This window comes from Qipengyuania sp. NPDC077410 (genome assembly GCF_044543405.1).
GTDB classification, from domain to species: Bacteria; Pseudomonadota; Alphaproteobacteria; order Sphingomonadales; family Sphingomonadaceae; genus Qipengyuania; species Qipengyuania pacifica.
Window position 1 is genome coordinate 79,504 of the sequence record NZ_JBITWB010000003.1, and the last position, 14,114, is coordinate 93,617.

11 protein-coding genes are annotated in these 14,114 nt (G+C 58.7%); 5 read left to right on the plus strand and 6 right to left on the minus strand.

Annotated elements, in window-relative coordinates:
* Positions 1–9: 9 nt before the first annotated feature.
* A complete protein-coding gene (locus ACIGGE_RS13990; RefSeq protein WP_397490829.1) occupies positions 10–1,194 on the plus strand; it encodes a glycosyltransferase in 1,185 nt (394 codons plus the stop codon).
* Here ACIGGE_RS13990 and ACIGGE_RS13995 read toward each other — a convergent pair.
* The 6 genes from ACIGGE_RS13995 to ACIGGE_RS14020 form a co-directional block, all read right to left on the minus strand.
* Positions 1,166–2,029 (minus strand): class I SAM-dependent methyltransferase, encoded by an 864-nt coding sequence (locus ACIGGE_RS13995; RefSeq protein WP_397490831.1) that lies wholly within the window; start codon positions 2,027–2,029, stop codon positions 1,166–1,168. The genes ACIGGE_RS13990 and ACIGGE_RS13995 overlap by 29 nt on opposite strands.
* 132 nt (positions 2,030–2,161) lie before the next feature.
* A complete protein-coding gene (locus tag ACIGGE_RS14000) occupies positions 2,162–3,355 on the minus strand; it encodes a glycosyltransferase family 4 protein (RefSeq protein WP_397490832.1) in 1,194 nt (397 codons plus the stop codon).
* Between the two features lie 236 nt (positions 3,356–3,591).
* A complete protein-coding gene (locus tag ACIGGE_RS14005) occupies positions 3,592–5,226 on the minus strand; it encodes a hypothetical protein (protein WP_397490833.1) in 1,635 nt (544 codons plus the stop codon).
* A gap of 244 nt (positions 5,227–5,470) precedes the next feature.
* Positions 5,471–6,166: a PIG-L deacetylase family protein gene (locus tag ACIGGE_RS14010; protein ID WP_397490834.1), complete on the minus strand. Its 696-nt coding sequence runs from the start codon at positions 6,164–6,166 to the stop codon at positions 5,471–5,473.
* On the minus strand, positions 6,163–7,020 hold the full coding sequence (locus ACIGGE_RS14015; protein ID WP_397490835.1) for a methionyl-tRNA formyltransferase: 858 nt from the start codon (positions 7,018–7,020) through the stop codon (positions 6,163–6,165). Before ACIGGE_RS14015 ends, ACIGGE_RS14010 begins: the two co-directional genes overlap by 4 nt.
* 60 nt (positions 7,021–7,080) lie before the next feature.
* On the minus strand, positions 7,081–8,298 hold the full coding sequence (locus tag ACIGGE_RS14020; RefSeq protein WP_397490836.1) for a glycosyltransferase family 4 protein: 1,218 nt from the start codon (positions 8,296–8,298) through the stop codon (positions 7,081–7,083).
* Between the two features lie 390 nt (positions 8,299–8,688).
* On the opposite strand from ACIGGE_RS14020, the gene ACIGGE_RS14025 reads away from it, so the two are divergent.
* The 4 genes from ACIGGE_RS14025 to ACIGGE_RS14040 all read left to right on the plus strand — a co-directional run bounded on the left by ACIGGE_RS14025 (position 8,689) and on the right by ACIGGE_RS14040 (position 13,929).
* Positions 8,689–10,770 carry a polysaccharide biosynthesis protein gene (locus ACIGGE_RS14025; protein ID WP_397490837.1) on the plus strand — a complete coding sequence of 694 codons (2,082 nt, stop codon included), beginning with the start codon at positions 8,689–8,691 and terminating at the stop codon, positions 10,768–10,770.
* Complete coding sequence (locus ACIGGE_RS14030) at positions 10,760–11,962, plus strand: DegT/DnrJ/EryC1/StrS family aminotransferase (protein ID WP_397490838.1); 1,203 nt, start codon at positions 10,760–10,762, stop codon at positions 11,960–11,962. Before ACIGGE_RS14025 ends, ACIGGE_RS14030 begins: the two co-directional genes overlap by 11 nt.
* Before the next feature lie 156 nt (positions 11,963–12,118).
* On the plus strand, positions 12,119–12,697 hold the full coding sequence (locus ACIGGE_RS14035; RefSeq protein ID WP_397490839.1) for a polysaccharide biosynthesis/export family protein: 579 nt from the start codon (positions 12,119–12,121) through the stop codon (positions 12,695–12,697).
* A complete protein-coding gene (locus tag ACIGGE_RS14040) occupies positions 12,697–13,929 on the plus strand; it encodes an outer membrane beta-barrel protein (protein WP_397490840.1) in 1,233 nt (410 codons plus the stop codon). Before ACIGGE_RS14035 ends, ACIGGE_RS14040 begins: the two co-directional genes overlap by 1 nt.
* The last annotated feature ends 185 nt before the right edge of the window (positions 13,930–14,114 follow it).

Sequence of the window (14,114 nt, forward strand, 5' to 3'; positions counted from 1 at the left end):
TCGGCAATCATGAAAGTTCTCCACGTCATCACCGGGCTCAATGTCGGCGGGGCGGAGAACATGCTTGCCAAGTTGATAGAACGGGGCGGGGCGGACCAGCCCGAAGTCCTCTCCCTCCTCTCGCCCGGGCCGATTGCCGAACGTATTACCGCGCGGGGTGTCCCGGTGCATTCGCTCGGAATGCGGCGCGGCATGGCGGGTCCAAAGGCAATGCTCCGCGTGCGGCGACTGGTCGATCGAATTCGCCCCGACCTGATCCATGGCTGGATGTACCACGGCAATCTCGTCGCGAGCTATGCGCGTTTCGGGCTCGGGCGCAGAGTGCCTCTGGTGTGGAACGTCAGGCATTCCATTCCAGATCTCGCGAAGGAATCCTTCAAGACAAGGGCCATTCTAAGGCTTGGCGCAGCCATCTCGGCAGGGCCCGAAGCGATCGTGTACAACGCACATGTGTCCCGCTCTCAGCATCAGGCCGTCGGCTATTCCTCCGGTCGATCCGTTGTGATTGCCAACGGCTTCGACACCGCCCGCTTCGCGCCGAAACTGTCTGCGCGCGATGCGGCTCGGGCGGCGTTCGGGTTCGCTCCAAGCGTTTTGCGGGTCGCATGTGTTGCAAGGCTGCATCCCATGAAAGATCACGCGCGTCTGGTACGCGCGATCGGCCGGGTGCGAAACGCGGGATGCGATGTGCATCTCGTCATGGTCGGGCACGGACTGGCCGATCCGCCTCGCGATCTCCAACAGGCGATCGAGGCCAATATTCCGTCTGATCGGATAACCGTTTGCGGCGCGCGTTTCGACGTCGCCGATTGGCTTTCGGGGATGGATCTTCTCGCCGTACCGTCTGCTTGGGGGGAGGCATTTCCGAATGTCATCGGCGAGGCACTCGCCTGCGGCGTGCCGGTGGTTGCCACCGATGTCGGTGACAGCGCGCGGATCGTGGGGGCACAGGGCATCGTCGTGCCGCCCAACGACACGGCAGCGCTGGCCCAGGCCATACTGGCGTTTGCCGCGCGCCCTGCTGCGGAACGTGCGGCCATGGGTCGGGCAGGGCGAGAGCGCGTGGTCAGAGATTACGCGCTCGAAAAGATCGGCGCTGCTTATGAGGAACTGCATGCATCGTGCCTGGATATGGCGCTGTACGATGATCACTCGGGTGAAACAGCTATTGCGCCCCACCATAATGCGCGATGATCGCATCCGGACCGACAGCCTGGTCCGATTTCGTGCCCAGGAAATAAACTCCGCTGGCACCGTCGATGGCATAGTCGGCAGGGATGATCGCGTCGAAATAGACTGCCCAGAAAAAGGCCAGCTTGGCGATCTTGCCGGCAGAGCGTGAGCGAAAGACGCTGCGCGCGAAATAATCGACTGCCCACATCAACTGTCTTCCCGGCCCACCGGAAGAACCTGAATCGATCAGGGCAAATCGGCGGAACAGATAGCGGTGGCCGCTCTCGGTAAATCTCGTGAAGTCGTAAGCCCCTTCGTGGACCTGCTGCATGAAGGGGGTCTCGGCATAAACCAGCCCTCCGGGCTTCAGTACGCGCCGGATTTCGTCGGCCACTCGCTGCGGCTCCAGGACGTGTTCGAGCACAGCCTGCACCACGACCCCGTCGAAATAGCCATCGACGATCGGAATATGGTGCGCATCGGCGACGAACTGCACCTGCGGCGTCGAATAGATGTCGAAGGCGAAAATTTTCACATCGGGATCGGCATAGAGCGCCTTCATTCCCTGTCCCTCGCTCCCGCCACCGATCACGAGAACCCTGGGACGATCGGACCGGCGCTTGAGTTCGGAAATCAGGCGACAGACATTTCTGCGCGTCGATTTCTTTTCGGGCGACAGCAGGGATTTGATCAGTTTCGAGGCGAAGGAATATCGTGGCCGCGCGATCGCGCTTTCTGCATTCGTTGTTTCAAGATCTTCGCGGCGGATTACCGAATTCGCAAAATCGATAAGCACGGGTTTTTCACGGGCTACTGGAAAGTCGCAAGGCTCGCTTGCGTCGGCCGCGGTCCGCATGCTCACACGCCCGTTTTCGAATTTAAGGGCTTTTCCAGTCAGGGGACATCGGAGTGCAACGTCGAGATCTTCGATTGAAGCAAGCATGATAAGAATGCGCTCTAAAGCGGGGTAGTGCGCGAAGCGCGCCCGCTATTGAGACGAGAGGCTACTCCTGTCTGTTATGTTCACGGCAGGCTGCGCTTCCTTAGCCAGTTCTCGGTAGATCAGCGTCATCTGCTCGACGTGCCTTTCTCGCGAGAACCGCTTCTTTGCCATCGTTTCGGCACGGCGAACGAGGTCGGTGCAGCGCTCCGGCGAGCCAAGCAAATCCAGGACGGCCGTTGCCATCGCATGGGGATCGTCAGGTCGAACGATAATGCCGCAATCAGGGGTCAGGGCTTCCGCATTGCCCCCCGATTGCGTGGCCACAACGGGTGTGCCCACCAGCATGGCTTCTACCAGGGTGCGTCCAAGAGGTTCGTTCAACGCTGTCACAAGCAGCGCGTCGCAAGCCGCAATCCAGTCATGCCCCGGTTCTCGATAGCCCATCAGTCTGACCAATGACCCAGCGTGGCTCGACGCCAGCCGATCCTGCATCTCCGCGAAAAGTTCTGCGTCCTCCGGCTCGCCGAACATGACCCCCATGACCGGCCGATCGGCAATCTTTGCCAGCTCCTCTATGGCGTCGATGAACTTTATGGGGCGCTTGCGAACGATATATTGGCCGCAGTAGCAGCAGATGATCGTATCATCCGGGCAGCCCAGTTCGGCGACCAGACGCTTGCGCATGGCCGCGCGGTCGATGTTCAGATTGACGTCGAACGGGCTGTGGATCACGCGGGCCGTCTTCAACTTGCCCCAGCGCCGCGGAGGAAGCGAATATTCCGAAACCGCGACGATCTGGTCGGCAAGAACAGGGGCGACGAAACCCGTTCCGCGGGCATCCGGGTCGCCCCGGTGGTGCCACAGGACCTTCGCTCCCGCCAACTTTGCTGCCAGCGCCCAGCTCGCATGACTTCGACCATCGTTCGTATGGACTATATCGGCCTGCAATTCTTTTAGCAGGCGAGCGCGGCCCGCGATGCGAGGTACGGTGCGGAGAGTACTTCCTAGGCCGAACCTGCTGCCGACCGTAAATGGCTCCTCCAGAGCGCAGGGATCGATGACCTGCTCGAAATGGCTGAAATACTGCGCAATCCGGCCATCGGGAACTTCGACGATGACGATGATACGATAGAGGTGCTCGGAGAGCGCATCGAGGAGGCCGCGGAGGGAAATATGACTGCCTCCCAACCGATCACCGGCAAATGCGAGGCAGATGGTCGTTCTTCGCCGGGTAGCCATATTGCTAAGCTCGCTCCTCACCGGTTGCGCATTGGCCGACTGGGAAAAGGCAGGGTCACGAAACACGGCGTGACAGGGCCGATCGGCATCGAAAGGGCGCAGCATCTGAAAGCGGGACAGTCGGCGCTGGCGGCCGGAAACTCAATTTCTCTTAGGTATACCCTCCACCTGATTTGCCGCGGCTTGCCAATGTGGATCGCGCCTTGTGCCCACGACGGGCATGGCTTTCCGCCCAGTCACCGACCGCAGTTCGGCGCTGGCAATTGCCGGGAACTGTTGAACAGGTTTTCGTAACGGACATCGTCCTTTGCCAGCATATTCAGATATTCCTCGATGTTGGGATAGCCGTCGCCGTCCGCATCCTCGTTTGCATCTGGACGGTTCGCATCTGTGTTTGCGTAACGGGCTTCCCATTCATCGGGCATGCCGTCATTGTCCCCGTCAGGCAGTGGATCGTATCCGGCCGTGATGCGAGCGAAGCCGCCGTAATCTGCAGGGTCTCCGCTCGTGAAGCCACCCTGAAAAAGGTAGGGTGCACGATCGCACGTCTGAAGATCTTCGATGTACAGCGCATCGACATTGTCCCGGCAACCGCCCCCTCGGCAAAGTATCGCTCCCGCCTGATCCAACACCGTACGCTGCGACGTTCGGGCATCGGTCAGCATCCAGGGGCGAAGGTAATTCTGGCTGATGCCGGGCGCGTAGGTCATGGCATCGACAAACATGCTCGAATTGATCGTCGTGCCGGGATAGGCGCCGAACCCGCGTCGTGCCTCGTTACCCGATCGATAGATCGAGAAGCCGAACGATGCGATCGTCGCGCGATTGAAGATGGCTGGAAAGAACGACTCCGGGCGGTCCTGTGAAAGGACACCCTCCATGTGGGTGTTGTTGATCCAGTTGAGGTAGACGCTCCCGAACTGATTTGAAATCAGGCCGGGCTCGCTGATGAAATTGTAGACCGTGTTGCCAATGTAATCGACCTGCCCGGTGTTGCCTGTGGCTTCAGGCGTCGTACCCGCCGCGATATTGGCGCCGCGCTCGTCGCCGTGCTGCGAAAGGTTGTAAGCGATCGTGGCTCGGTTGACGGGCTTCATGAAGAAGGTCTTGCAGTGATAATTGCCTGGGTCATGGCCAGCGTCGCGGCAAAGGTTCGGGCCGACCATGGAAAACTGCACCGTGCAATCGGTGCAAACCGCATCCAGACTTTCATCCGTGCCGAACATGGCGGTCACATGGTCGAGTATCTGCCGGCTGCTACTGCCGATGCGGACGGAATCTCCATTGCTGCTCGGCGCATCGGTGTGATTGCCATAGCGGAACCTGATATGGCGAACGATCGCGTTGGCCTGGCTCCGCGTATAAAATAGTGGTGCGTCGACCAGTCCCTTGCCGCGAACGACCTCGATACCGTTCGGCGATGTCTGACCGGCGATGTAAATGCCGTCCACGGTGATCCGCATTTCCGAATTCACCACGATCTGCCCGCTTACATCGAACACGCAGTAACGCGGGCGCCCTGCGGGAATTGCATATGGGGAGGACACCGCCAGAGCGAGTGCGCATTCGCGCAATGTGATAAGGCCATCGTCGGGGTCTGCTGTGTCGGCGAGGCTATTGATCCGGTAAACGACCGCATTGGAGCCACGGGCACTTGCCTGCGCTCCAAATCCAATCGCGGTCGGAAAGGCAAGGGGGTGGCGGCTTGCCTCGGGAATGGCCCCGTCGTCCGGGTTAGCGAAAGCGGAACCGGCACCGGTTCCCGGAGTGGGCGTGGGCGTTGGGCTCGGCGTCGGTGAAGGCGCTGGTGACGCAGTCGGTGTCGGGGTCGGCGGAGCGCTGTCGCCGGAGCCACAAGCAGTCAGCAGCATTAAAGCTACCGGGCTCACGACCTTCCCGGCAATTATGCTTCTGGTTCTGCTGAGCGAGTAAATCTTGGACATGCGGGCCATCGTCTCGTCACCTGAAATGGACTTCGAGTCTGCGGCCCTTTTGGCATGTATCCATACACGCGTTCTCGCGGTGGGTATCTATCAGAGGCTGCGGTCATGCGGATGAATTGGACGGGATGTGCAGGGAAAGCGCCGGGATGTGACACATTCTCCCATCAGTGCGTCATGCTCGAAGGATTGATCGCACATGCATGAAAGCCTCTGCTGCCGGCAAATAGACGGCAGAGCCCCGTACCTTTGCCAACGCACGCAATGTCTCCGGGCTGCGCTCATCGGGAAAAGCGCGGCACTGGCTTTCGAACGCAGCAAAGGCATCCAGCTTTCGGTCGAGCGTTGCCGAGATGTCGATAAAAACGTTCGGAACGAACGCCGGTGTAATGGGCGCGGCGTACCAGTTGGTTTCACTCACCGTTTCGTAACAGAGTATCTGGCTGGGTGCCTTCGCCTGCCGCGGCCGTGCGGCAACCATCGCCGCCAAGAATGTCAATTGATGATCCAGATGGATGTCACCAACGAATGGCAAGAACAGGGTATCGGGCTGTAGGGTTTCGACCAACTCGGCAAACGGGGCGTTGCAGTCCCGCGCCGAGAGAGTGTCCATCTCGGCAGCGGGAAGATCGAGCAGCCGCGTATCGGTCACCCCCAGAATGGCGTGCGCTCGCCGCATCTCCGCATGTACTTGCTGAACTTGCTCTGCGGGAAAAGCCGGTGACCGGCCCGTTGTGGCCACTGCGATAGTAACGTCGCCACCTTCATCTGCCAGCCGCGCGAGCGTACCTCCACACCCCAGAATCTCGTCATCGGGATGGGGGGCGATTACCAGCACCCGGCCAAATCGCTCGGCAAGCGTCATCGTCATAGACTTCCCAGGATTGAATGCAGCCTCGGCCTTTTGTTCGCCCCCGATTCCCAATCCTCAACCCGGAGCAGTCCGTCGCCTGTCATGACCGTAAAGTGCTCTTCAGTTTGATCGACAACCTGGCCCTCGGTGCCGTGATAACGGCCAGCATCAGGTAAAAACGTGCTGCGCCACACGGTCAGTCGCTCCCCCCGATCATATGTAAATGCGCCAGGATAGGGCTTCCCGACGGCACGTACCAATCGCTCGATGTCAGCTGCAGTAGTGCGCCAGTCTATCACGCCATCGGCCGGTGTCCGTTTGGCTGCATAGGTCGCGTATTGCTCATCCTGCTGCAGACGAGGCGCATGGCCTGCGGCAAGGAGTTTCAACGACCTTTCTAGCATTACCGCGAGCGCTGCTTGGTGCCTGGCATAGAGCGATTCCGCAGTCTCATTCGGCGCCACGTGGAAGAACTGTTGGTCAATCAAATCGCCATTATCGACATCGTCACCGAGCCACATGAGAGAACCCGCGGTAATCGGTTCGTTCAGGAGGATCGTCCACGGCAGTGCAGCGCGGCCGCGCAGACGTGGCAGAGGAGAGGGGTGATATCCGATTATCTTGCCGGGCTTGAGGTTCATGAATTCCTCACGGCAAATTTGAGACCAGCCAATTACAAAGATGAAGTCCGCACCGGATTGCGCAATTGCATCGAGGCAATCGACACTGTTCGAATTGATCGTTCGAAAAATTCTTGCGCCTGCCGTACTGGCGATGTCGTTGAGATCAACGAAATCCGAATGTCTGCCAGCCGCTTCGAGTTCGAGAGTGACAATCAACTCGAGCGACCAGTCTGCCGAACGAGCGATCATTTCTGCCGCCAACGCAGTACTGCCAACGCATCCCACGAGAGCCGCCTTCAACATCGCGCATCAGGCTCCACTGCTCGCAGCTATCTGATGGGGAGGAATCTTGCTGGTACTGGGGCGCCTCTCCTGCGGATGTACACCGCTGCTGTTTATCAGGCCCATTTCACCGAGCAGCTGCAAATTGACTTTGTCCACGTCGTAAACGTCCCGCGCTAACGCAAGGGATGCCTTGCCCATCAAATTTGCGCGTTCGGGCTCCGCAGCGAAACGCATCATGGCCATCGCCAGGTCGTTTTCGTCCCGCGGGCGGACAAGATAGCCGTTGATGCCGTCAACGACCGCATCGCGACATCCGGGCAAATCGGTGGTTATCACCGCACGCGCGCTGGCGAGGGCTTCCAAGATAGTGCGGGGCAGACCTTCGCGATAATAAGATGGCAATACGAATACAGAACATGCTGCGAGATATGGTCGCACATCGTCCGTACCGGGTACGAAATCGACCTCGTACTCTGCCGCCAGTCTCTCGCTTTCGGCGCGCGATATGCCCGACGGATTTTCATCTTCGCAGCGGCCTACAATCTGAAATTCGCAATGTGGAAAGTTCTTGCGAACAAGCCGCGAAGCTTCGAGAAATTCGACGATACCCTTGTTCCGCATCAGCCGTCCGATCATCAGAAAACGTGTCGGTAGGACGACAGGAGCGCAGGGTGGAAACCGCGCCAGCGAAACGCCGGATCCGGGAACCTGGATCACCTTCTGATGATGGCTGATAATTCCAAGCGCGATCATATCCTTCCGATCGTCGGCATTAAAGACGAAGGTAGCCTGAGATTTCGCGATCGCTGCGCGATATAGCCGTGCCACAGCAATCCGCAGCCAACTGGCGTAGCCGGCACCTTCGGTGAAAACCTGGCCCAGCCCGGACATCAGGGCGAAGAATTTCGCACGCGAACCAACAAGGTGGGCGAGGCGAGTGGCAAGGCCGCCGTAGATTATCGGCTTCTGGGTGTAGGCCAAGACGATGTCAGGCTGTTCGCGTCGTATCAGGCGAAAGTAGTCTAATGCCAAGACGAGGTCTGACACGGGATTGGTTCCTGTACGCTGCATCGGGGTCACCACGAACTCGACGCCCATATCGGTCAATTTGTTCTGAGTGACGAGGTCGCGATCCGGGGCGCAGGCTATAACCGTGTGGCCATTGTCGATCATGGCTTTGAGCAGGTCGCCGCGAAAATTCACGAGCGAGTACGCGAGGCTCGAGAGAACAATAATCTTCATCGGAACGCGACTGCAGTGGATGGCAGCCATACTTTACTGCAATATCCACCTTGGTGCCGATAGACCGACAAACGGTATTTGTTTCGACAAAACACGTTCGCGGTATGCGGTCGATTGCAAGGACCGACAACCGAACAAACGGCGATTACCCTTTCGATATGTTCCGTTGGCGCATTTGGAAAAGCCCGCTGCGCTGTGGACAGTGCCGGTTAGCCAAATTGTCGCTCAGCTATCTGGTCGGGCGTTTCTGATCGACCCGCGACTACTCCGGCTATTGCCTGCTTGCTCATGCTTCACCTTCTGTAGGGGCGGGTATCGTGTGGCACGCCATCATGATGTGCTGTTCGCCACAGGGCCGCAACATCGGGGCAAAGAAGCGAGCCGAAGTCGATGAACAAGCCCGAGAGGATCATGCAAAGCGACGGTGAGCTGGCAGCCGGAAAGGGCGTCAGCGCCCTGTTTGGCGGAAAGGTGAAACTGCGCCGCGTGCTGCGTGACATAGCGGTGATCGGCATCGATTTTGCGGTCGTTGCAACAACGCTCAACGCGGCGCTTCACGTGGCGCACGTTCGTCCGTTTCCTCCATTTTCAAGCAACGCCTCTTTCGCCCTGAGCTTCGCATTCGTCGCAACAGCGGTCTTCGCGCTTGCGGGCCTGTACAAACGTAGCTGGCGATATGTGAATTTCACGCAATCAGGCTTTCTCGTCGCGGTAATACTTGGCGGGACATCCCTGGCGTGGCTCATCACATCGGTTTTTCCGCAAGCTCGAGCAGAGGCTTCCTCGCTAACAGAGGTTGCAGTGGTCCATTGGGCTTTTGCGATACTCGGGCTGCTTAGTGTGCGGATGCTGCGGCGAGGCGAGCGCCAATTTTCAGAGCGGCGAAAGTCGGCAAGCCGCGTGGGCCCAAAAGCTGCAGTCCGGAAGAATGCAATCCTCGTCGGGTCTTGGCAGTGGGCACGCGTATCGATCGATCTGGCAAAAACCGATCATGGTTCGTCTGTTGAAATCCAAGGTGTCCTGCTGCCGCGCCAGGAAGATTCGCTTGTTCGTGGATGTGGAGTTCCGATCCTGGGCAGCCAGCATGACATTGCCAGCGTGCTGCGACGGCTCGAGTTCGAAGAAAAGCTGCCCGACCATGTCATCGTCTGCGATGACGGGACCTTCCTCAGCAATCGCGATGTTACCCGCATCATACACGCTTGCCGGGAGCGTGGCGTAGAAGTCTGCCGTATAAGGGATCCCTGGGCGCAGCTGTTGCAGCACTCGTCAGACCCCAATGGTCAGCGCCTCCCGATTGAGGAACTGCTCGGCAGGAGCGAATACAAACTGGATAGCCAGACGGTGCTGCGCCAGATCGCGGGTCGAAGCATTCTCGTCACTGGGGCAGGGGGCACCATAGGGTCAGAGCTGTGTCGGCAGATCGCTCAGATCAGGCCAGGGACGTTGGTTCTGGTCGATTCGAGCGAATACAATCTCTATCAAATCGAGATGAGCCTGAGAGAGCTCTACCCCGATCTCAATATAGTGTCCGAGATCGCCTCGATCTGCGATGCGCCCGCAATCAACCGGGTTTTTGCAACCTACCGACCTTCCATCGTATATCACGCTGCCGCGCTCAAGCATGTGCCGATCGTGGAAGTGAACCCCTGCGCCGGCGCGATGACCAACATCATCGGTACCCGCATCGTGTCCAACGCGGTCTGTGAATACGGTGCACGGGCGATGGTTCAGGTTTCGACCGACAAGGCCGTCAACCCAATCGGTTTGATGGGCGCAACGAAGCGTGTCGGCGAACTTTACTGTCAGGCTCTCGACATGTGTGGTGTCGACGACACCAAGGCACCCCGCTTCATGACGGTCCGCTTCGGCAATGTGCTCGGATCCAGTGGCTCTATCGTGCCGCTGTTCGAGCGACAATTACGCGAGGGGAGGCCCCTGACGGTCACTCACCCGGACATCGAGCGATTTTTCATGACCGTCCGCGAAGCGGTGCAATTGATTCTGCAGAGTAGCTCGAGTGCCCTCGAAACCGAGACACAGCGAGGATCGATCTTCGTGCTCGATATGGGCAATCCAGTCCGGATCGTCGATCTCGCTCGACGCATGATCACGCTCTACGGTCTCGAGCCGGACGAGGACGTTCCCATTGAGTTCGTTGGATTGCGACCCGGCGAGAAGCTTTATGAAGAGCTGTTCGACATCTGCGAGGAGCAAATCGAATCCGGCATCGAAGGTATCTTCGAGGCCCGCTCTCGCCCGATCCCCCTGCCGTTCATTACCATGGCCATCAATCGCATTGCCGAGCTTGCGGTAGGCGGGGAAGATGAGGGGATCGTGCGGCTGGTCCATGGTCTTGCGCGCTATCCCGCCAAGGGCAATCACAAGGATCTTCTGGACTATTCATCTGCGGCAGAACTGGTGACCAAGTTCGAAAGCGCGAGCTTAACCGAGACAGCGAATGACCGCTGAAGCCGTGTCCATGAGCGCTCGACCGCAAATCGGTGTCCAGTCGGCCTGGCCGCGGTTTGAAGCAGACGAACGCGAAGCGGCGCTGAAGGTTCTTACCTCGGGAAAGGTCAACGCGCTCGTTCACGGGGGCGAGTGCGATGCCTTCGCTGCTGAATTTTCGGAATTTCTCGGTGTTCCGCACGCAATTTGCATGGCGAACGGCACGGTTACCTTGGAAATCGCTCTGCGTGCACTCGGAATTGGTGCCGGTGACGAGGTGATCGTGCCGGCACGCAGTTTCTTTGCGACAGCGAGTTGCGTTGCGGCGGTCGGGGCGATGCCGGTATTCGCTGACGTCCTATCACCGTCTCAGAATATCGACCCAGCCTCGGTTGAACGAATGATCACCTCGCGGACAAAGGCGGTGATCTGCGTGCATTTGGCAGGGTGGCCATGCGATATGTACGCGCTTGCCGAACTCTGCGACCGGCATGAGCTGTTCCTGATTGAGGACTGTGCCCAGGCGCATGGGGCAGCAATCGACGGACGCAAGGTAGGCACATTCGGCGATGCGGCGTCCTTCTCCTTCTGCACCGACAAAATCATGTCGACCGGAGGGGAGGGCGGACTTCTGGTGATGCGCGATCACACTGCGCACGAGCGCGCCTGGTCATTGAAGGATCATGGCAAGAATCCGCACAAACTATCCGACGGGCAAGGGGCCCCCGGTCAATTCCGTTATGTCCACGACAGTTTGGGGACCAATGCCCGGATGACAGAAATGCAGGCTGCGATCGGCCGTGTGCAATTACGCAAGCTCCCCGATTGGTTGGCAGTTCGCAGCGCCAACGCAGGCTATCTGTCAAATGCACTGGCGGACCACCCATTGGTCGAAGTCCCCGAACCGCCCGCCGGCGTGACCCATGCCTGGTACAAATATTATCTGATGATCCGGTCGGAAGTTTCCGATCCAGCCGCACGGCGGGGCCGAGTCATTGCTGACCTTATGGCAAGCGGGATTCCTTGTGGTTCGGGATCCTGCCCTGACATGAGCCAGGAACTGGCTCTGAAGCCATTTGGATGTCCGCGCGATGGCGAACTGGCTTCCGCCCACGCGCTTGGCGAGCGTACGCTTGCACTTCAGGTGGATCACACACTTGATCAGAACGACATGAAGAGCATCGCGGATGCGGTTTTGCGGATTTCCCTATGAGGCAGGTGACACTCTTCGGACCCCCGCTGCGAAATCAGAGGAGCGAGGCCAATCTGCTCCTGATGCGATCAGGCAGCAGCGCCAGGGCCGACCGGCGACACTCTTCAATTCTTCCGAATTTACTATCGAACACCGTAATGATCGGGGAGCCGTGACATGATGCAACGATCGAAAGAACTCGTACTGACAATGACCTGCTTGCCAGCATTTGCGCTGCTCAACGCTTGTTCGTCCCCTTTGGGGAGCCTGCCGCCGGTATCCGCCGCTTCGGCATCCGAGTATAGGCTCCAGCCTGGCGACGAACTCCTTGTGACGATCCAGGATGTTGCGCAAGCAGACCGGTCCTACATCATCGACAGCAGCGGCACGATTTCTCTTCCACTGCTGCAAGAGGTGAAAGTTGCTGGGCTCAGCGTGCGGGAGGTCGAAAACCGCATCGCTGAGGGGTTCCGGGCGCGGGAACTCCTGAAGAACCCGATCATCTCGGTGCAACCGGGGGCGCTGCGTCCCTTCTACGTGATCGGCGAGGTGAACTCGCCCGGCGAAATCAATTATCGGCAGGGTATGACCGTACTCTCGGCAATTTCGGCGGCCGGTGGCTACACCTATCGCGCGCAAGAGGGCCAGGTCGAAGTCGTCCGCACCGTAAATGGTCAGGAGGTTCGCTCCAAAGCGAGTGAGGATACTTTAATTCAGCCTGGCGATCGTATCAGGGTCTATGAACGGTGGTTCTGATGCGAAATGGCAGGTTCTGGGTTACCCTGACGGCAGCGTGCGCAGTCTCGGGCATCGCTAGCCCTGTCAGCGCCCAGGAGATCGGTTCGACGGCCCCGGCGATCCTTGCGAAGGATCCCGAATATCGCCAGTCGCCAATCCGCGTCGGCCCTTTTACCCTCAAGGCCGGTGCCGAGGCTGAAGGTGAATACAATAGCAACGTGTTTGCGGAACCGGTCGCTGCTCGGAGTGACTTTATCGCGCGAATTCGGCCTTACGCTGAGATCGAACATGCTGCTGGCTCCTTCACCACGTCTCTTTCGGGGAAGTTGGACGCTCGTCGTTATGCCGATTTCACCAACGAGAATGCCGAGGCATATAATGCGATACTGACAACCCGGTTTAGCCCACGGGAAGGTGAAGCACTTTTCCTGACCGGATCGATCGACCGCGCAATCGAAGATCGCGGCGATCCCGAAGCGAGAAGGGTTCAGGGTATCGGCCCGCGTATTTATCGCATTGCAGGCGGTAGTGCGGGATACACGCGGCAAGGCTCGCGCTTTCTGATCGAGGCGGTGGGAGACGCACGAAACGTCAATGCACTCGATCCCATCGACGATGATCGCGATTACTCAAGCTACTCTGCCAGACTGACGGTGGGGTATCGCCCTGGCGGGCCGTTCTACTTCACCGGCACCGGCTATTATAATCGGCTGAATTTCCGCCTGCCCGAGGCTGTCACGAACGTCGACCGTGACGTGTCGACCATTGGCGGTATGGTTGGAATCCGATTTGCTGATGGTGGCCTGATCAGCGGCGGTGTCAGTGCGGGTGTTTTTCGCCTTAAAGCCGACGATGACTTACGCCCCGACCGGACCGGCTTTTCGATGCAGGGCCTTTTGACCTATCGGCCGCGAGAGCGAACGGCACTTAATCTCAATCTGTTCAGCGGCGACGTCGCATCATTCCGAGCAGGCGGCTCGACGCGCAACGAGACGAGAATCGGTTTGTCGGTCGATCAGGAGATTCGCCATAACCTTCTTGGATCAGCCGAGATTAGTTGGGAACGAACGAAGTTCGTTGGTTCAAATATCAGGCAGGACCGCGTTCGCGTTGGCGGCGGCCTGGAATATCTCGTTAACCGTCGGCTGTCGGTGTTTGGAAGGGCAAGCTACGGGACCCGCAGCAGTGACGATCCGCTCGATGAGTACAATCGGTTTCAAGCGGGGGTGGGCGTGAGAGTTCGTTTGTAAGATCGAACGAAGGTCTTGACGTCATTTCGTACGCGCAAAGCACCGGTGATGCTTTGCGGTCTACATATCAAAATGGGCTAACCTGAATAACTCTGCTTCAATACCGATGGTCAGATGACAACCGGTCGCCTTCCAGCGCAATATTGACCGTCGAATTTCCTCGGAAAGCCGCCTCTGCACGAGGC

What these genes read in the sequence shown, in the direction of transcription:
- ACIGGE_RS13990 (WP_397490829.1), top strand. Translation starts at nt 10, where the DNA reads ATGAAAGTTCTCCACGTCATCACCGGGCTCAATGTCGGCGGGGCGGAG.
- ACIGGE_RS13995 (WP_397490831.1), bottom strand. Translation starts at nt 2,029, where the DNA reads ATGCGGACCGCGGCCGACGCAAGCGAGCCTTGCGACTTTCCAGTAGCC.
- ACIGGE_RS14000 (WP_397490832.1), bottom strand. Translation starts at nt 3,355, where the DNA reads ATGGCTACCCGGCGAAGAACGACCATCTGCCTCGCATTTGCCGGTGAT.
- ACIGGE_RS14005 (WP_397490833.1), bottom strand. Translation starts at nt 5,226, where the DNA reads ATGCTGCTGACTGCTTGTGGCTCCGGCGACAGCGCTCCGCCGACCCCG.
- ACIGGE_RS14010 (WP_397490834.1), bottom strand. Translation starts at nt 6,166, where the DNA reads ATGACGATGACGCTTGCCGAGCGATTTGGCCGGGTGCTGGTAATCGCC.
- ACIGGE_RS14015 (WP_397490835.1), bottom strand. Translation starts at nt 7,020, where the DNA reads ATGATCGCTCGTTCGGCAGACTGGTCGCTCGAGTTGATTGTCACTCTC.
- ACIGGE_RS14020 (WP_397490836.1), bottom strand. Translation starts at nt 8,298, where the DNA reads ATGAAGATTATTGTTCTCTCGAGCCTCGCGTACTCGCTCGTGAATTTT.
- ACIGGE_RS14025 (WP_397490837.1), top strand. Translation starts at nt 8,689, where the DNA reads ATGAACAAGCCCGAGAGGATCATGCAAAGCGACGGTGAGCTGGCAGCC.
- ACIGGE_RS14030 (WP_397490838.1), top strand. Translation starts at nt 10,760, where the DNA reads ATGACCGCTGAAGCCGTGTCCATGAGCGCTCGACCGCAAATCGGTGTC.
- ACIGGE_RS14035 (WP_397490839.1), top strand. Translation starts at nt 12,119, where the DNA reads ATGATGCAACGATCGAAAGAACTCGTACTGACAATGACCTGCTTGCCA.
- ACIGGE_RS14040 (WP_397490840.1), top strand. Translation starts at nt 12,697, where the DNA reads ATGCGAAATGGCAGGTTCTGGGTTACCCTGACGGCAGCGTGCGCAGTC.